The 18,811-nt window shown below is 30.2% G+C and carries 20 protein-coding genes and 1 riboswitch; of the genes, 19 read left to right on the top strand and 1 reads right to left on the bottom strand.

The genetic code is table 11. The features are described 5' to 3' along the window. The first annotated feature begins 49 nt into the window (after positions 1-49). From msrB to AXE85_RS07210, 5 genes are all read left to right on the top strand, one after another. The gene (msrB, locus tag AXE85_RS08695; protein WP_082729138.1) at positions 50-1,009 is read left to right on the top strand and encodes a peptide-methionine (R)-S-oxide reductase MsrB; all 960 of its coding nucleotides are present in this window, start codon (positions 50-52) and stop codon (positions 1,007-1,009) included. A gap of 417 nt (positions 1,010-1,426) precedes the next feature. Beyond that, entirely contained in the window at positions 1,427-3,667 is a 2,241-nt protein-coding gene (pflB, locus tag AXE85_RS07225; protein WP_062174300.1) for a formate C-acetyltransferase, read from the top strand. Between the two features lie 143 nt (positions 3,668-3,810). Then, positions 3,811-4,602 carry a pyruvate formate-lyase-activating protein gene (pflA, locus tag AXE85_RS07220; RefSeq protein WP_021753651.1) on the top strand — a complete coding sequence of 264 codons (792 nt, stop codon included), beginning with the start codon at positions 3,811-3,813 and terminating at the stop codon, positions 4,600-4,602. A gap of 71 nt (positions 4,603-4,673) precedes the next feature. Then, positions 4,674-4,776: riboswitch (SAM riboswitch) on the top strand. Between the two features lie 102 nt (positions 4,777-4,878). Beyond that, positions 4,879-6,060 (top strand): methionine adenosyltransferase, encoded by a 1,182-nt coding sequence (gene metK / locus AXE85_RS07215; RefSeq protein WP_062174297.1) that lies wholly within the window; start codon positions 4,879-4,881, stop codon positions 6,058-6,060. A gap of 285 nt (positions 6,061-6,345) precedes the next feature. Continuing rightward, a complete protein-coding gene (locus AXE85_RS07210) occupies positions 6,346-6,708 on the top strand; it encodes a globin domain-containing protein (RefSeq protein WP_062174295.1) in 363 nt (120 codons plus the stop codon). Between the two features lie 54 nt (positions 6,709-6,762). On the opposite strand, the gene AXE85_RS07205 is transcribed toward AXE85_RS07210, so the two are convergent. Beyond that, positions 6,763-7,149, bottom strand: coding sequence for an LmrA/YxaF family transcription factor (locus AXE85_RS07205; protein WP_231723776.1), 387 nt, complete (start codon positions 7,147-7,149; stop codon positions 6,763-6,765). A 546-nt stretch (positions 7,150-7,695) separates the two neighbouring features. Between AXE85_RS07205 and AXE85_RS07200 the strand changes: the two genes are divergently transcribed. From AXE85_RS07200 to rlmD, 14 genes are all read left to right on the top strand, one after another. After that, complete coding sequence (locus AXE85_RS07200; protein ID WP_062174294.1) at positions 7,696-8,472, top strand: phosphatidylserine decarboxylase; 777 nt, start codon at positions 7,696-7,698, stop codon at positions 8,470-8,472. A gap of 17 nt (positions 8,473-8,489) precedes the next feature. After that, entirely contained in the window at positions 8,490-9,071 is a 582-nt protein-coding gene (locus tag AXE85_RS07195; protein WP_062174764.1) for a YqeG family HAD IIIA-type phosphatase, read from the top strand. Continuing rightward, positions 9,064-10,185 carry a ribosome biogenesis GTPase YqeH gene (gene yqeH, locus AXE85_RS07190; RefSeq protein ID WP_062174292.1) on the top strand — a complete coding sequence of 374 codons (1,122 nt, stop codon included), beginning with the start codon at positions 9,064-9,066 and terminating at the stop codon, positions 10,183-10,185. Before AXE85_RS07195 ends, yqeH begins: the two co-directional genes overlap by 8 nt. A 16-nt stretch (positions 10,186-10,201) precedes the next feature. Next, a complete protein-coding gene (gene yhbY, locus AXE85_RS07185; protein WP_062174290.1) occupies positions 10,202-10,501 on the top strand; it encodes a ribosome assembly RNA-binding protein YhbY in 300 nt (99 codons plus the stop codon). Position 10,502: 1 nt separating this feature from the next. After that, on the top strand, positions 10,503-11,111 hold the full coding sequence (gene nadD / locus AXE85_RS07180; protein ID WP_062174288.1) for a nicotinate (nicotinamide) nucleotide adenylyltransferase: 609 nt from the start codon (positions 10,503-10,505) through the stop codon (positions 11,109-11,111). Next, positions 11,086-11,955 carry a bis(5'-nucleosyl)-tetraphosphatase (symmetrical) YqeK gene (yqeK, locus tag AXE85_RS07175; RefSeq protein ID WP_062174286.1) on the top strand — a complete coding sequence of 290 codons (870 nt, stop codon included), beginning with the start codon at positions 11,086-11,088 and terminating at the stop codon, positions 11,953-11,955. The genes nadD and yqeK overlap by 26 nt, the downstream gene beginning before the upstream one ends. 16 nt (positions 11,956-11,971) lie before the next feature. Further along, the gene (gene rsfS / locus AXE85_RS07170; RefSeq protein WP_062174284.1) at positions 11,972-12,310 is read left to right on the top strand and encodes a ribosome silencing factor; all 339 of its coding nucleotides are present in this window, start codon (positions 11,972-11,974) and stop codon (positions 12,308-12,310) included. Position 12,311: 1 nt separating this feature from the next. After that, entirely contained in the window at positions 12,312-13,031 is a 720-nt protein-coding gene (locus tag AXE85_RS07165) for a class I SAM-dependent DNA methyltransferase (RefSeq protein ID WP_062174283.1), read from the top strand. A 181-nt stretch (positions 13,032-13,212) separates the two neighbouring features. Next, the gene (locus AXE85_RS07160) at positions 13,213-13,662 is read left to right on the top strand and encodes a CopY/TcrY family copper transport repressor (RefSeq protein ID WP_062174280.1); all 450 of its coding nucleotides are present in this window, start codon (positions 13,213-13,215) and stop codon (positions 13,660-13,662) included. Positions 13,663-13,683: 21 nt separating this feature from the next. After that, positions 13,684-13,887 (top strand): heavy-metal-associated domain-containing protein, encoded by a 204-nt coding sequence (locus AXE85_RS08690; RefSeq protein ID WP_072520212.1) that lies wholly within the window; start codon positions 13,684-13,686, stop codon positions 13,885-13,887. Between the two features lie 11 nt (positions 13,888-13,898). Continuing rightward, the gene (locus AXE85_RS07155; protein ID WP_231723775.1) at positions 13,899-16,115 is read left to right on the top strand and encodes a heavy metal translocating P-type ATPase; all 2,217 of its coding nucleotides are present in this window, start codon (positions 13,899-13,901) and stop codon (positions 16,113-16,115) included. A gap of 211 nt (positions 16,116-16,326) precedes the next feature. Next, positions 16,327-17,106: an SDR family NAD(P)-dependent oxidoreductase gene (locus AXE85_RS07150; RefSeq protein WP_062174279.1), complete on the top strand. Its 780-nt coding sequence runs from the start codon at positions 16,327-16,329 to the stop codon at positions 17,104-17,106. Positions 17,107-17,177: 71 nt separating this feature from the next. Beyond that, entirely contained in the window at positions 17,178-17,333 is a 156-nt protein-coding gene (locus AXE85_RS08495) for an SE1561 family protein (protein ID WP_021753667.1), read from the top strand. Between the two features lie 63 nt (positions 17,334-17,396). Further along, positions 17,397-18,755 (top strand): 23S rRNA (uracil(1939)-C(5))-methyltransferase RlmD, encoded by a 1,359-nt coding sequence (gene rlmD, locus AXE85_RS07140; protein WP_062174277.1) that lies wholly within the window; start codon positions 17,397-17,399, stop codon positions 18,753-18,755. The last annotated feature ends 56 nt before the right edge of the window (positions 18,756-18,811 follow it).

The following is an 18,811-nucleotide window of genomic DNA, read 5'->3' as shown; positions in this document are numbered from 1 at the left end:
ATATGGAAAATCTATAATAAAATTATAAAAATAATAAGAGGGTGAAAAGATGAGTAATATAAAAGAAATATATTTAGCAGGCGGTTGTTTTTGGGGAGTAGAAGAATATTTTTCAAGATTAGACGGTGTGGTAGAAACAACCGTTGGATATGCTAATGGAAATTCAGAAGTAGCAGAATATAAATTGTTAAAACAAACCAATCATGCTGAAACTATTTGTATTAAATATGATATTGATAAAATTAGTTTAAGAGAAATCTTATTACATTATTTTAGAATAATAGATCCGTTAAGTGTTAATAAACAAGGAAACGATGTAGGAACACAGTATCGTACAGGGATTTATTATACCGATGAAGAAGATTTAAAAGAAATAGAGAAGGTATATAAAGAAAAAGAAGACGAATATCATCAAGCATTGGCAGTAGAATTGGAAGTTTTAAAAAATTATATAAAAGCGGAAGAATATCATCAAGACTATTTGAAAAAAAATCCGAACGGTTATTGTCATATAAATCCGAACTTAGCATCTGAACCATTAATAGATAAAACTAAGTATAAGAAAAAAGAAAAAGAACTTTTGAAGAAAGAATTAACACAAGAACAATATGCCGTAACGATGGAAAATTCAACAGAAAGCCCTTATACAGGGGAATATTGTGATAAATTCGAAGAAGGAATTTATGTTGATATTACAACAGGAGAACCGCTTTTTTCTTCGGAAGATAAATTTCATTCCGGTTGTGGATGGCCAAGTTTTTCTAAGCCGTTTAGCGTAGATGTTGCAAAGTATTATAAAGATAATTCTCATCTAATGGAGAGAATAGAGGTTAGAAGCAGAATAGGAGATTCGCATTTGGGACATGTATTTACCGACGGACCGAAAGAATTGGGAGGATTGAGATATTGCATTAATAGTGCAGCATTAAAATTTATTAAAAAAGAAGATATGGAAGAAGAAGGATATGGAGATTTAATACCATATATTAATAGAAGATATTCTAAGTAATAACGATTATCATTTAGTGTAGAAGAGAATTTTATTTTAGATATTTTTCAGCTAAAAAAGGAATTGTTTTCGAGATTTTATCATTTAAAAAGTGAAACAGTATAATAACAGTTATAAAAAAATGATAAATTTTCAAGCAATGATTGTAATATTAATTTTTTACGTTTTCTTTACTATTTCATTTATTTTCTATTAAATTTCATAATATTTAATACAAATATTTTATCATATAACAGGTAAAATATTGTAACAGAGAAGTAGTGTAGTATAACTGGAGTTCACAGTTTATACACAATTTCAAAAAAAATAATGTTGTATTATCCATATAGTTGATGTAAACTAAAAGTGTAACAAATAGTTTAATTATAAATTTATTTATCACACATTTATTATAAAATTTTAAGGAGTGAAATATATATGACAACAATTGCAGAAAAAAAAGCTTTCGTTGGTGGTAAATGGCAAACAGAAATAGATTTAGTGGATTTTATTAAATCTAACTATACAGAATACAGAGGAGATGCTTCATTCTTAGCTGGGCCTACTGAAGCTACTAAAACTTTAGTAGAAAAATTCAATGATTTGATGCGTCAAGAACGTATTGCCGGTGGAACATTGGACATGGATACTAGTATTCCTTCAACAATCCTTTCACATGGACCTGGATATATAGAAAAAGATTTAGAAAAAATAGTAGGATTGCAAACTGATAAACCGTTAAAACGTGCTTTAATGACATTCGGTGGTATTAACATGGCAGTTAACAGCTGTAAAGCATATGGTTATGAAGTAGATAAAGAAGTTATTAAAATCTTTACTGACTACCGTAAAACACACAACCAAGGTGTATTTGATGCATATACTCCGGAAATGCGTTTAGTAAGAAAATCTGGTGTTATTACCGGACTTCCTGATGCTTACGGTCGTGGACGTATCATCGGTGACTATCGTCGTGTTGCTTTATATGGTGTTGATCAATTAATCGAATGGAAAAAAGAAGATTTAACAAAAATCGGTGCTGACGGAGTAATGACTGAACATGTTATCCGTGATCGTGAAGAAGTGAGTGATCAAATTCGTGCTTTAGGCGAATTAAAAGGATTAGCTAACATTTATGGATTTGATATTTCAAAACCGGCAACAAATGCTCAAGAAGCAGTTCAATGGTTATACTTCGGATATTTGGCAGCTATTAAACAACAAAACGGTGCTGCGATGAGTATCGGTAACATTGCTACATTCTTAGATATTTATATTGAAAGAGATTTACAAGACGGAACACTTACTGAAGAAGGTGCTCAAGAGTTAATTGACCACTTAGTTCTTAAATTACGTTGCGTTAAATTCGCTCGTACTCCGGAATACAACCAATTATTCTCTGGAGATCCAATCTGGGCTACTTTAATCGTAGGTGAAATGTTAGATGCTGAAAGATCATTAGTAACAAAAACTGACTTCCGTTTCATCCATACATTAGATAATATGGGTAACTCTCCGGAACCAAACTTGACTATTCTTTGGTCTAGTAAATTACCAACCGGATTTAAAGAATTCTGTGCTGAATCTTCAATCAACCACAGTGCTATTCAATATGAAAGTGATGAATTATTAGCGGACTTCCTAGGAACTTGTGATAAATCTATCGCTTGTTGTGTAAGTGGTATGACTACAGGTAAAGATATGCAATTCTTCGGTGCTCGTGCTAACTTAGCAAAAGCATTATTATACACAATCAACGGTGGTCGTGATGAAAAACTTGGAATCCAAGTAGGGCCAAAAACAGAACCGCTACGTGGTGTATTAAACTACGATGAAGTATGGGAAAAATTCGGTGGATTTATGGATTGGTTATGTAAATTATACATCAACACATTAAACGTAATTCACTACATGCATGATAAATATTCTTATGAAAGTTTAGAAATGGCATTACACGATACTAACGTTAGACGTTTCATGGCAACCGGTATTGCAGGATTCTCAGTAGCGGTAGACAGCTTATCAGCTATTAAATATGCTAAAGTAACTCCAATTGAAGATGAAACAGGATTAGCAGTTGATTACAAAATTGAAGGTGAATTCCCAACATTCGGTAACAACGATGATCGTGCTGATGGCATAGCGGTTGAGTTATTAAAAACATTTATGACTAAATTGAAAAAACACCCAACTTACCGTGCAGATGAAACTACAACATCTATCTTAACAATTACTTCTAACGTAGTTTACGGTAAAAAAACTGGTAACACTCCGGATGGACGTCGTGCAGGAGAACCGTTCTCACCAGGTGCTAACCCAATGAACGGACGTGACCAAAGTGGTGCGTTAGCTTGCTTAAGCTCAGTAGCTAAATTACCATATGAATACAGCCGTGATGGAATCAGCTTAACAGCGGCATTCACTCCAAATTCATTAGGTAAAACAAAACAAGATCAAATCAAAAACTTAACAGCAATGATGGACGGATACTTCAAAAAAGGTGGTTACCACTTAAATACTAACGTATTTAACAAAGAAACTTTACTTAAAGTTATTGAATCACCAGAAGATTATCCAAACTTCACAATTCGTGTATCAGGATACGCTGTACGTTTAATCAGTTTAACTCCGGAACAACAACGTGACGTATTAAGTCGTACAATGCACCAATTCATGTAATAAAAGTAAAAAAGACAGGAAAGGTAGGGGGCTTTTAGCCCCCACTTTTTTATGTTACAAATAAACAAATAGATTTACATATAATTATAAGATAATATATAATGATTATATGAATAAAATATTAGTAAAGGAGGAGGCAAACTATGAAATTGACAAATTTAGCACCAGTAGAAGAAACTAATGAGCTAACTGCTAATATACATTCTGTTGAGTCGTTCGGTAACGTTGATGGGCCGGGGATTAGATATGTAGTATTTTTCCAAGGTTGTATGTTAAGATGTAAATATTGCCATAATCCGGATACTTGGAGAATGCATAATCCAGATGCAAAAGTGGTTACAGTGAGCCAATTAACCAAAGAGATAGTAAAATATCGTGATTTCTTTGAAGCCAGTAATGGGGGCGGAGTAACCGTTAGTGGAGGAGAATCATTATTACAAATAGACTTTATATTGGAGTTATTTAGAAAATTAAAAGAGTTAGGTATTAATACTTGTGTTGATACCTGTGGCGGATTTTATGTAAATGCTCCAAGTATGAACAAAAAAGTCTTGGAACTAATATCTCTTACTGATTTATTTTTATTGGATATAAAGCATATTGATGATGAACATCATATAAAATTAACAAAAAGAACAAACAAAAATATACTTCAATTTGCTGAATTTCTTAGCGATAATGGAGCGAAAATGTGGATAAGACATGTTCTTGTACCTAAATGGACAGATGACGATTATTATTTACAAAAATTACGTGAATATATTGATACATTGCATGGTGTAGAACGTGTTGAGGTATTACCTTATCATGATATGGCGAAGTTTAAATATAAAGAACTTGGAATAAAATATGAATTAGATGATATTAATCCGCCAACCAAAGATAGAATAGAAAATGCTATAAACATTCTCGGAGCAAGAAATGATGTTAGTTAAAATTATTTTTCAATAATGGATATTATTTGACAAACATAATTAATTTTGATATACTGACGGAGCAATATAAATACTTATCAAGAGTGAGTGAGGGATGAGGCCCGATGAACTCCGGCAACCTAGTCGATTGATTAAGGTGCTTTCCTTAGCAAAGTTAACTTTGAACGATGAGATATGAAGACCCCTCGTTTCAAGGCGAGGGGTTATTTTTATTATAAGGATAAATGAGATAGTTTTATATTAGTATCAGAAATAAAATATTTAGGAGATAAAAAAATGAGTAAAACATATTTATTTACATCAGAATCAGTAACAGAGGGGCATCCGGATAAAATTGCAGATCAAATATCTGACGCAATTTTAGATGAGATTTTAAAACAAGATCCATACGGAAGAGTGGCGTGTGAAACTTGTGTTAACACCGGTTTAGCAGTTCTCGTTGGAGAAATATCAACAACGGCTAATATAGATTTTCAACAAATAGTAAGGAATACTATAAATGAAATAGGATATAATGATCCGAGAAATGGCTATTCAGGAGATCATATTTCGGTTCTTATAGGACTTGATAAACAATCACCCGATATTGCACTTGGAGTTGATAATTCTTTAGAAACTAAAGAATCATCTGAAGTAAAAGAGGTAGGTGCAGGAGATCAAGGTTTAATGTTCGGTTTTGCAACTAATGAAACAGATTCTTATATGCCATTACCTATTTATCTAAGTCATAAATTGTCAAAACAATTGGCAGATGTTAGAAAAGATGGAACTTTATCTTATCTAGGACCTGATGGAAAAGTTCAAGTTACAGTAGAATATGACATTAATCATAAAGTAAAAAGAATTGATACTATAGTAGTATCGGCTCAGCACGATAAAGAAATACCTCAAAAACAAATTCATGCTGATATTAAAAAATATGTAGTAGAACCATGTTTAGATAGAGAATTGTTAGATGAGAATACGAAATATTTTATTAATCCAACAGGTCGTTTTGTAATAGGAGGACCGGTAGGAGATGCCGGTTTAACAGGAAGAAAAATAATCGTTGATACATATGGCGGTTTTTCTCGACATGGTGGAGGTGCATTTAGCGGTAAAGATGCAACGAAAGTTGATCGTTCCGGAGCATATATGGCACGTTATATTGCTAAAAATATTGTAGCAAGTGGGGTCTGCGATAAAATTGAAGTTCAATTGGCATACGCTATTGGTGTTGCTAATCCGGTATCAATTTTCGTAGAAACATTCGGAACTTCAAAAGTTGATGAGGGAGAGATTGTTAAAACCATAAAAAAAGAATTCAAGTTGACACCAAACGGTATAATTGAAACATTAGATTTAAGAAGACCAATTTTCAAAAAAACTGCCGCTTATGGCCACTTTGGACGTGATGATGAGGACTTTACTTGGGAAAGATTGGACAGAGTAGAGGAATTTAAAAAATTATTAAAATAGAAATAAAAATTGGAGGCGACTTAAAAATCGATTTTGCAGAGTCGCCTCTGCACAGTTCATTAAATTTTGGAAAAGTATTTAAAGCGGATTGCCAAATTAATTAATACTGCGGACAACTACTAATAAACGAATTCTATTAAAGTTTTTAGCTTTTAAGATAACTCCGGTTCTTAATTTTACTTAAGTAGTTAATATTTGTAATAATATAGTTGCATATTGTTTGAAAAAACGGTTATTATGATGTTTAATATATATAAGGATATATTAAGAAAGTTGGAGATAGGCATGAATTTATACAATCAAATAGGAGAAAGAAATATTGACCTGTTAGTAAGTTATATGTATGATGATATTATTCCAAATGATGATAGAATTAATGTTTTATTTTCTAATGGTTTTGATAGAATAAAGGTAGAGCAAAAAAAATTTTTTAGGTTATTTCTTGGAGAACCGGGACATTCTATTTTTAATACACCAAATTTAAAGAAAAAGCATATAAATTTGCCAATCTCAATAAATGAAGCGAAGTATTGGTTTGAGGATTTTGAAATTGCATTGAATAGATTAGAGATAGATCCGGCAATAAAAAAATTTTTAAGTCAAAAAGTTAATGCACTTACAGTTCAGATGATAAATACTATAAAATAAAAAAACTGAAATTTAGAGGATTATTATGTTATAGATCTAAATTTCAGTTTTTTATTATGCAACATTTTCTTCTTCATCCACCTTAGTGAATATCTCTTTAAGCATTTCAGGACTGGCAGCCGTAATAAATTTAATAGAAGATTTTATATTGTATAAAAATGCTTCATCTTTATGGATTCTATGTGCTGAAATAGCACCTTGAATACTGGTGAAAAGCCATTCGCTAATAGGATTACATAATTCTTCTGCGATATTTTTATCAAAAAGAGCATCGGCAAGAAGCAATCTCCAATTTTCAAGTATGTCACTACATTTTTCAGCAATTACAGGTGAAAGTTCTGCAGTTTCTAATGCTAATAGCGTTAAAGAAAAACCACTTCGTTTACATGCCTTACCTTTTGAAATAAATAAATCAAAAATCGCAGTTAAATATTCTTCCAAAGTTTTCTCTTTTGGAGAAATAGTTTTAAATTCCTTTTTAACATTATAACTTATTTTATCCAAAGCTTCTAAGTAGATTTCATCCTTTCCTTTTGGGAAATAATAATATACGCTTCCTTTAGGGGCTTTTGCTTTTTTAATTATATCCTGAACACTTGTCAGAGAGTAGCCCTTAGTTCAAACGTTTTGGACAGTGGTTAATATAATGTTTTCTTTAACTTTATTATTAAGTGTCATGTCGTTTCCCTCCCTTATACACCAATCTGTATTCTTATTATACAATATTTATATACAAAAAATCAATAATATATAATAATTTATTTTAAAAATATAATTTAAAGAATTGCTAAATTAAAAGTGATGAGAACGGTTTACTTTTTAAAAAAATAAAAAATAAAATATAAAAAATAAAAAATAAATCACCACTAAAAAAGAAAATAGACTTAAATGTAATTTTTGTAAGTTACTAGGTAGATAACAGCCAAAATATTGAATAAATAGCGATTTTATAGTAAAATATAGAGTGATATTTGTAAGGAGATTGCCATGGTAAAAAAGAAGATATTTCAACTGTGTGTAGAGTTGACAAATGGAGAATTAAGCTCAAAGGCTTTAAAAAAATTGACAAAATCGAATTTAAGTAGATTAATGATACAACCTTTTGCGAAGGTATATGATATTGATACTGATGAAATTTTAGATGAATTAGATGATTTTAGAAATTTGAATGAATTTTTCATAAGAAAATTACACCCAAATGCCAGACCTATCGACAAAAAAGAAGATAGTTTCGTTAGTCCGACAGATGGTGTGATTTCAGAAGTAGGTCATATTTCTGAAAATAGTACATTTATTGTTAAAAATCAGGTATATAATGTAAAAACGCTGGTAGGTGATAAAGAATTCGCTGACAAGTATAAAGGTGGAACATATATAATTATTTATCTAAGTCCTAAGAATTATCATAGAATACATTTCCCGCTTAACAGCCAAGTAAAAGAGGCTTATAGTTTAGGAAAGTATTCATATCCGGTCAATAAGCTGGGATTAGAGTTAGGGGATAATATATTAAGTTACAATTATCGTCAGGTTTATAAATTATCAGGAAAAATTAATTATACACTGATACCTGTAGGTGCTCAAAATGTAAACTCAATTATTCCGACTTATGAAAGTATTTATGTTAAAAAAGGAGATGAGTTAGGGTATTTTGAATTTGGTTCTACGGTCGTGTTATTATTTGAAAAAGATAATATTCTATTAGAGGAAAATTTAGAAAACAAAGTAATTAAGATGGGAGAAAAAATAGCTACGGTATTGTAAGCTGTTGAGTGATATTAGTGATTTTAAGAAGATATTTTTTACCGGATGATTTTATAGAAAAATATGAGTTTATTGATGTTGAATATATGAATATGCACAATAAAAAAGTAATTATTTCCGATTTAGATAATACGCTTATTTCGTGGGATAGTAAAAAAGATACAAAAGAGTTGAATCGTTGGTTAAAACGAATGCGTAGAGCCGGATTTGATATTATTGTAGTATCTAATAACACAGAAGAACGTGTTGAAGAATTTTGTAAACAACTTAATTTACAGTACGTTGCAGGAGCTAAAAAGCCATTTACAACCGGTTTTAAAAAAGCTCTTCATAAGTTGAATAGAAAGCCGGAAGAAGCTATTATTTTAGGTGATCAAGTGTTAACGGATATATTGGGTGCTAAGAGTTTTGGCGTAATGAGTGTACTTGTTAAGCCAATTTCAAAAACAGATGCGTTTAAAACAAGAATTAACCGTTTTTTTGAAGGGATAATAATAACAATTCTAAAAAGAAAAAAAGTATTTCCACAGATGAAAGTATTAAAATATAAACTCACCAAAAAAAAGGTAAAGGGCAATAATGGAGGATATATTGGATAATAAATTATATTGTATAGGATGTGGAGCGGAAGTTCAATCAGAGAATCCTAAAAAGCAAGGGTATTTACCTAATAGCGTAATTGAGAAAAATAAAGATAAAGACTTAGTTTGTAAAAGATGCTTTCGTTTGAAAAATTATAATGAAGTATCTGATGTTGAATTGGGTGCGGAAGATTTTTACGCCTTAATAAAGACGTTATCCAAGAAAAAAAATGCTCTTATAGTTAAAGTGGTGGATATTTTTGATTTTTCCGGAAGCTGGATTGAGGATGTAGTAGATATAGTTGGTAATAATAAAGATATAGTTCTTGTTGCTAATAAAATAGATTTGTTGCCAAAATCAGTTAAAGAAAACAAGATAAAACAATGGCTCTTTAAAATGATGAAATCAAAAGGAATAAAAGTGAAAGATATTCTTTTGATTAGTGCTATTAAAAATTATGGAGTTGAAGAATTAGCATATAGACTGGATGAGTTAAGGGAAGATAAAGACATCTATATAATTGGAGCGACTAATGTCGGTAAGTCGACGCTTATCAATAAGTTAATAGAATTGACCAGTGGAGATAAAAATGTAATTACAACTTCACATTTTCCGGGAACAACTTTAGGTATGATAGAAATACCGCTAGATAAGGTAACCAGTATCTATGATACACCGGGGATTATTTTAGACTATGATATTGCACATTATTTGGATTCGAAAAGTTTAAAATTAGTAATGCCGAAAAAAGAAATAAAAGCACGTGTTTTTCAATTAAATTCGAAGCAAACGTTGTTTTTTGGTGGAATGGCAAGAATGGATTTTGTTTCAGGAGAACGCCAAAGTTTTACAATATATGCTTCAAATTTAGTAGAAGTTCATAGAACGAAATTGAGTAATGCCGAAACAATATTTGAAAAACATTTAGGAACAATGTTAAAACCGCCGTTTAAAGAGAATGTATCAATTTTTAGACAGCAGGTTAAGAGAAGTTTTAAAATAGATAATAAGAAGATGGATATAGTGATTTCAGGATTAGGGTGGATTACGGTAAATAGTGATAAAGGGTGTCTTATAGATATTTACACACCGAATGAAATAGAAGTATTTGTAAGAGAATCAATAATATAGAAAGAAACGAGAATATATGTTAAAAGGAAAACAAAAAAGACAATTAAGAGCTTTAGCACATCATCTAACTCCAATTTTTCAAATAGGAAAATCCGGAGTAACAAGCGATATGGTTAAAGGTGTAAGGGATGCTTTAGAGCGAAGAGAGTTGATAAAAGTCAGCATACTCCAAAATTGTGATGAAGATAAAAATGAATTAGCTACTCTGTTAGCGGAAAGAACGACTTCGGAATTGGTACAGTTAATCGGAAATACAATAGTTTTGTATAAACAAAGTTCAAAAGAAAAGTACAGAAAAATTGAGTTGGTGAAGTAGTATGAAAATAGCACTTTATGGGGGAAGTTTTGATCCTATCCATATAGGACATCTTATCACAGCAAGTTGTGCGTTAGATTTTTATAATTTAGAAAAAGTGATTTTTATTCCTTCGCATATAACACCGCTGAAGGAAAGAATTTTAAATGCCAGTGATAAAGATAGAGCTAAAATGGTAAGTTTAAGTATAGAGAGTAATAGAAAATTTGAATTAAGTGATTATGAAATAAGAAATTCTGCAATAAGTTATAGCTTTAATACGGTGAAATATTTTAAAGAATTTTATCCGGACGATAAGCTGTATTTTATAATTGGAACGGATAGGGTAAAAGATTTAAAAAAATGGTATAATATAATAGAGCTTTCAAAAATGGTGACTTTTATTTTTGTTGCAAGAGATGAAGAGAGTTTAAGAAACATTATTGAAAATGATGATTTTTATAAATCTATAAGCTATGAAATAATGCCGTCGCCAATTATTGAAATAAGTTCCAGTTTAATAAGAGATAATATAAAGAATAACAAAAATGTAGATTACATGATTACAAAAGAATGTAAAAATTACATAGAGGAGTTGAGTCTATATGGATTTTCAAGAAATTCAAAATAAAGTAAAAGAAATATTACCGGAAAAACGATATGAACATACATTAAGAGTAGTAGAAGTTGCTAAACATTTGGCACAAGTTTATGGAGTCAGTGAGCAAAGAGCAGCTCTTGCCGCTTTAGTACATGACGTTTGCAAACCGATGGACGAAGTGGAAATGAAAAAATATGTTATCTTACATAATTTAGATGTGAAGTTGCTTGATTATCCTGTAGCTGTATTACATGGGCCGGTGGGAAGTGCTTATATTGGAGAGAAGTTTGGTATTGAAGATGAAGAGGTAAAACTTGCAGTTGCTACCCATACATTCGGTAGAAAACATATGACTCTACTTGAGAAAATAATTTTTATTGCTGATTATATAGAACCGCAAAGAAAACATCCACACCTAAAAGAAGTAACAGAAATAGCCGAGTACGATTTAGATGAGGCGGTAAGACTTGCTGCAAAATATACATTAGTATATTTGATTGATAATGATGAGAGAATTTATCCGTCGTTGTTAGAATGTTATAATTATTATAATATAAAAAATTATCGAGTAGGTTTTAAAGAAAAAAATAAAGATAAAATTTTAGCGGACGAAAAAACGATAACTATAAGAAATAAAAGTGAAGCACACTTCAAAAAAGGAGATTTATTGGAGGCAACTACATATGAAGATCCGGATACAGTGTTTGCCACTTTGGAAGTAGATTTGGTAAAACCGGTAACCAGAGAAACATTGATTGAACGTTATGCTAAGTATTACGGTGTTACATTAGAAGAGCTGATAAATAAATTAGCGGAACGTTATCCGGATGATGATGTATTATATGTAGTGATGTTCCACATTATAAAAAAATAAAGAAAGAGGATACATAATGAAAGTGGAAAATTTATTAAAGATGGTAGTTGATGCTTGTGATGATAAGCATGGATACGACATCGTAGCTTATGATTTAACAGATGCAGGAGTATTGTATGATTATACCGTTATTTGTCATGCTCCAACATCAAGACAAGTAGAAGCTATAGCTAATGAAGTAAGAGAAAAAGTATTAAAAAGCGGTGTTGACATTTACAGTACGGAAGGTTTAAAAGAGGCTAGGTGGGTTCTTATGGATTTAGGTGATGTAATTGTCAATATTTTGACAAGGGATGACAGAGAATATTATGAATTAGATCTGTTATTTGAAAGATATCCACTAAAAGAGGTTTAAAATGTATAAAAATTTAAGTGTTGTTTATGATAAATTAATGGACGTTGATTACGATACTTATAAAGAGATAATACGAGAAGAATTAGGAGATAAAGAAGATCTTCTAATTCTTGATTTAGGTTGTGGGAGTGGTGTATTACTTACAGAACTGAAAAAATATGGCGGTGTTTTTGCAATAGATAATAGTGAGGAAATGCTTGCTTTAGCAAGTCAAAAAGAATCCGGTGTTAATTATTTTGTGATGAACTTGCTAGATATAGAGAAATTAAATCAAAGTTTTAATTTTATTGTAAGCGCATTTGATGTGTTTAATTATCTGGAAGATTTTCAACAATTTAAAACAGGATTAAAAGGTGTATATAATTCACTGGAAAAAGGTGGGAAATTTATTTTTGATATTCATACACCGAATAAAATTAATACTATGATAAAAAATAAAGTGTTTGCATACGATGATGATGAAATTAGCTATATATGGTTTACCTATAAAACGGAAAATAATTTAGAAGTGGAGAATGAGCTTACATTTTTCATTAAAGAAAAAAATAACCTATATAAGAAATTAGAAGAATATCAAAGGCAAAGAACGTATGATATATGTGAAGTGAAAAAAGAAATAAAAAATATAGGATTTAAAATTAAAGATTATTTTTGTGATTTTGACAGGGAAAATAAAAATTATAAAAATTCGGAAAGAATAATATTTGTTTTAGAGAAGTAATTGGCAGTTACTTCTTTTTTATTATTTATCATTGTAGTTATTTTAAGATTTCTTATTTTTGTATTTTTATAATTAAAATACATATTTTTTAAAAATAATTGTTGACGTTTGTAGACAAAGGGAATATAATAATATATAGGTTACAGTTGTAGACGGAAATCAATCAAAGGAGAATTAACGAATGGTGCTTAATATTTCTGAAGCAGAGTGGGAAGTAATGCGAGTAGTTTGGAGTAATATAGATACTACAAGTAAGATTGTTATTAATACGCTGAGTTTTAAGAAAGGGTGGTCAGTTTCTACAATCAAGACATTACTTTCAAGATTAGTTGAAAAAAATATGTTAAATACAAGAAAACAGGGTAATAAATTCATTTATAATGCGGTATATAGTGAAAATGATTGTCTTGAGAGTATTACAAGGGAATTTTTAAGTAAAATTTGTGCAAGGAAAACCGGTTTAATAATGGAAATCATAATAAATGAGGACAGACTAAATGTAGAAGATATAGATAATATTATTTCAAGATTAAAAGAAAAGAAAAAAACGGCTAAAAAAATAATAGAATGTAATTGTGTTAAAGGTCAATGTACCTGTCATAATAATGGTCAATGTATTTGTCATAGATAACAAATTTAGGAGGAGAGAAAAATGAAACAATTTAAAATAGATGGAATGGGTTGTATGCACTGTGTAAGGGTTATAGAGGAGACTGTTTGTGCTTTAGATAATGTGAAAAGTGTGAGTGTTGATTTTGAAAATAAAGTATTGACTGTTGAATATTCTGAAAGAGAAAAGGTTGATGAAGTAATAAAAGCAGTGGAAGAAATTGGTTATGAACTTACTGAAATTTAGGAGATGATAATATGAAAATAGAAGCATTCGATATAGAGGGGATGACTTGTGCGGCATGTGCAATGAGAATAGAAAAGGCTATTTCAAAACTAGATTCGGTAGATGTGGCTAATGTAAATCTTGCTGGTGAGAAATTAACAGTAAGATATAAAGATAATAAAACTACTGATGAAATAATAAATAAAGTTGAAAAGGTAGGATATAAAGCAAAATTGCAAGAGGAAAGTTCCTTTACAGAAAAAGAGAATAAAAAACAATTAGAATTAAGTAAAATAAAAAGTAGATTAATTGTTTCTATCATTTTTGCTTTACCGTTACTGTATATTTCCATGGCAGAAATGATAAATTTACCAAATATAATAGATATGAATACAAATTCAAAAACTTTTGTAATTATCCAATTTATTTTGGTTATTCCTATTTTATATATGGGAAGAAATTTCTTTATAAAAGGTTATCGAACATTATTTACAGGGTATCCTAATATGGATTCTTTAGTTGCTTTGGGAACAAGTGCAGCATTTATTTATAGCCTATATAACAGCATTAGGGTTTTAGATGGAAATATTCATGCTGTTCATCATCTTTATTATGAATCGGCAGGAGTTATATTAACATTAATAACACTTGGTAAATATTTTGAAAGTTTATCAAAAGGAAAAACAATGGAAGCTGTAAATAAATTAATTCAACTAACTCCTGAAAAGGCAACATTGATTAAAAATAATCAAGAGATAATTATTAAAGCTACAGAGTTATTAGTTGGAGATATAGTAGGGGTTAAAGCAGGAGAGAAAATTTCAGCTGATGGTGTTGTAGTTTCCGGAAATGCTGTTATTGATGAGGCTATGTTGACCGGTGAAAGTATGCCGGTAGAAAAAAAGAAGGATGATAAGGTTGTAGCAGGTACTATTAATACAAACGGTTATATTACTTTTAGAGTAACTGATGTAGGAAAAGATACTACTTTGTCAAAAATTATAAACTTAGTAGAAAATACCCAAAATAATAAAGGAGAACTATCTCGTTTGACAGATAAAGTAGCCGGAATTTTTGTTCCAACGATAATAGTGTTGGCATTAATCTCCGGTTTATATTGGTATTTTATTGCCGATAAGAACATAGAATTTTCACTAACTATTGCTATTTCTGTATTGGTAATCGCCTGCCCATGTGCGTTGGGATTAGCCACCCCTACGGCAATAATGGTCGGTGCAGGTAGAGGGGCGGAAAATGGAATTCTTATAAAAAACGGTGAAGTTTTAGAAATTATTTCAAAAGCCACAGCGGTTGTTTTGGATAAAACCGGTACAATAACAAAAGGTGCTCCTGAAGTAACTGATGTAAACGTAAAAAATTATGATAGAGAAAACTTTTTAATATTATTAAAAGCATTAGAAAAAAAATCAGAACACCCGTTAGCAAAAGCGGTTATTGACTATACTGATAATATTTCAGATATTCAAGTGGAAAATTTTGAGACGATAGTAGGAAAGGGAGTTAGAGCAAATTATAATAATAAAAAGCTACTTTTAGGTAATAAAAAACTCATGAATGAAAATAATATTGATATTTCTAAATTTGAAAACGAAATAAATGATTATAACAATGAATCTAAAACAGTAGTTTATTTAGCAGAGAATAATATGTTATTAGGTATTGTTGCTATTCGTGATGAAATTAAAGAAAGTAGCAGACTTGCAATTAAAAAAATGATAGATTCCAACTTGGAGGTTATTATGTTAACCGGTGATAACAGACAAACAGCAGAGAAAATTGCCGGTGAAGTTGGAATAAAAGAAGTAATAAGTGATGTTCTTCCTGATGAGAAATCTGCCGCTATAAAAAAATTACAAAATAAAGATAAAATAGTAATAATGGTTGGGGATGGTATTAACGATGCTCCGGCGTTAGTTCAAGCGGATATAGGTGTTGCAATAGGAACCGGAACAGATATAACATTAGATTCATCTGATATAATTTTATTAAAAAATGATTTGGCAGATGTAGTTAAAGCAATAAATTTAAGTAAAAAAACCGAAAAAAATATAAAAGAAAATTTATTTTGGGCATTTATTTATAACATTATTGGAATACCGATGGCAATGGGCGTATTTTACGCATTTGGCGGTATGCTTCTTAATCCGATGATGGCAAGCTTGGCAATGAGCTTAAGCTCTGTATCTGTTGTATTAAATGCCCTAAGACTAAAAAGAATAAAATTATAAAAAGGCTGTATAAACAGTCTTTTTTAGTATATATTATTTTACAAATATTTAAGCAATGGTTAGTAGTGGTATGGACGCCTACAACTAACCTAGGTTAATTCTAGAATTTTTAGGATATCATAATATAATTATTACAAATCAATAATTATATATAAAAACCTTTTAAAATATGATATACTGGTATTACTAATTATAAAAGAGGGTCAGTACTATGGGGAAAGATAAAAAAACGATTGTGATAACCGGAGCTTCTAGTGGAATAGGTAGGGAACTCGCTTATCAGTTTGCAGAAAAAGGAAATGTTCACTTAATATTAGTATCCAGAAGAAAAGAAGCTCTTGATAAAGTAGCCAAAAAATGCGAAACTTTTGATGATGTAACTACAAATACATATTCAGTTGATATTGGAGATAAGGAACAAGTAGATAAACTGATAGAAAAATTAGATAATATTAATATATTGATTAATGGTGCCGGCTTCGGAATTATGAAAGAGTTCAGTGAATTTAATGATTACGAAGTAGTTAAAATGTTTGATACAAATGTTATAGGAACGATACAACTAACTAATGAAATTGCTAGAAAAATGCGTGAGAAAAAATCAGGAACTATTGTAACTATAGCATCATTATCAGGGAAAATAGCAACTCAATATACATCAATTTATTCAGCAACAAAATTTGCGCTTATGGGTTATTGTAATTCTTTAAGATTAGAATTAAAAGAAGATAATGTTCATGTTATGACCGTAAATCCCGGTCCGGTTGCGACAAATTTCTTTAGTGCTTCGGACGAAAATAAGAAATATTTAAAAAAATTGGGTGATAAAACTATTACGCCAAAAAGTCTTTGTAGAAAAATAATAGTAGGTATAGAAAGAAAAAAACGTGAGGTGAATACACCGGTTAAATTGGCGTTAGGTGCAAAAATTAATATGATATTTCCAAAACTAGGAGATGAACTAATTTATAGTATATTTAAAAAGCGATAAAATATATAAGTTGAATTTTTATGGAATTATATTATAATTGAAGAAGAGAATAAAAAAGGAGATTATTTATAGTGTCTAATAGTATTTTAGAGGAATTAAAAACAAAATTTGAAGATTTTGCGAGCGAGTTGGAGAATATCGAACCTGAAAAGGTAGACTTATCACAAATTGATAGATTAATAGCTTTGGTAGAAGAATTAGATAATGAAATAAAAACTATAAAATAGAATACAAGGGGCTAAATGAAATCAAGTGATTTCTTTATTTAGCTCTTTTTATATGAGGATAAAATGGAAAAGAAAAATAACAGCAAGAAGATAAATATTTTATTAACGATAAAAAAAGTTGGAATTAATGGTGAGGGAATAGGGTATTATAAAAAGAAAATTACTTTTGTCAAAGGGGCATTACCCGATGAAGTGATTATTTGTGAAATAGTTGAAGAAACTCCAAAATATATTATAGGAAAATTAATAAAAATAAAAGAAGTTAGTCCATATCGTGTTGAAGTGAAAAAAGAATATGCAGAAAGCGGAGCATACCAATTACTTCATGTTGAGTACAAAAAACAATTAGAGTACAAGCGTTCGATATTAATAGACGCTTTTGATAAATATTATAAACTCCCTAAAACTGATAAATTAGTTTTGAAAACATTAGCTAGCCCGTTGACAGAACACTATCGTAACAAAAATCAATTTCCTGTTGCTGTACGTAACGGCAAGGTTATAGCCGGATTGTATAAAGAAGGGACAAATGAGTTGGTTGAAATAAAGAAAGACTTAGCCTTACACAATAATGGAAATAAGATTACTCAACTTGCTACAAAATGTTTAGAGAAATATAAAATAGTTATCTCAATGAATAAAAATCATTATGGAGTAAGATATATAGCCACACGAACATCATTTTATAACGGAGACGTTCAGCTTATTTTTGTTGCCAATACTGAGAAAATAAGAAATCTTGATAAAGTTATAAATGAGATTAAACATGAAAAAAATGTTAAAAGTATAGTGTTAAACATCACTAATGATAAAGACCACTTAGTAATGGGTGAAAAAAATATTACACTTTATGGTGATAATTGTATAATTGAAAAAATCGGAGATATTCAATATAAATTATCAGCAAATTCATTTTTCCAATTAACCCCGCTGCAAACAAAGAAACTTTATGATAAGATAGTAGAGTTTGCTGATTTAAAAGAGCATGATATAGTGTTGGATGCTTTTTGCGGTGTTGGGACGATAGGGCAATATGTAATAAAAAAATGTAAAGAAGTGTACGGTGTTGATATAGTAAAAGAAGCGATAGAAGATGCCAATAATAATGTTAAACTTAACAATTTGACAAATTGTACTTATGTAGCAGGTGATGTGAACAAAATAGTACCTAAGTGGATAAAAAAAGGTATTAACTTTGATGTTGTGATAGTTGACCCTCCACGTGCCGGGTTGGGACATCTAACCAGAAATCTTTTAAATATCGGAGCGAAAAAAATTATCTACGTTAGCTGTAATCCATCAACCCTTGCTCGTGATTTAAAGATATTAGCAAGAAAATATAAAATTCATCGTATTCAACCAATAGATATGTTTCCGGGGACACCGGCGATAGAAGCGGTAGTAGAGTTGGTAAGGAAGTAGAATAATAGCGATAATAAATGATAAATAAAATTATCTAAATTGTAGTAAGAAATTAT

The sequence above is a fragment of the Gemella sp. oral taxon 928 genome (assembly GCF_001553915.1).
Classification (GTDB): Bacteria; Bacillota; Bacilli; order Staphylococcales; family Gemellaceae; genus Gemella; species Gemella massiliensis.
The sequence above is the reverse complement of the archived record's forward strand: the minus strand, read 5'-3'. Positions and strand labels throughout refer to the sequence as shown.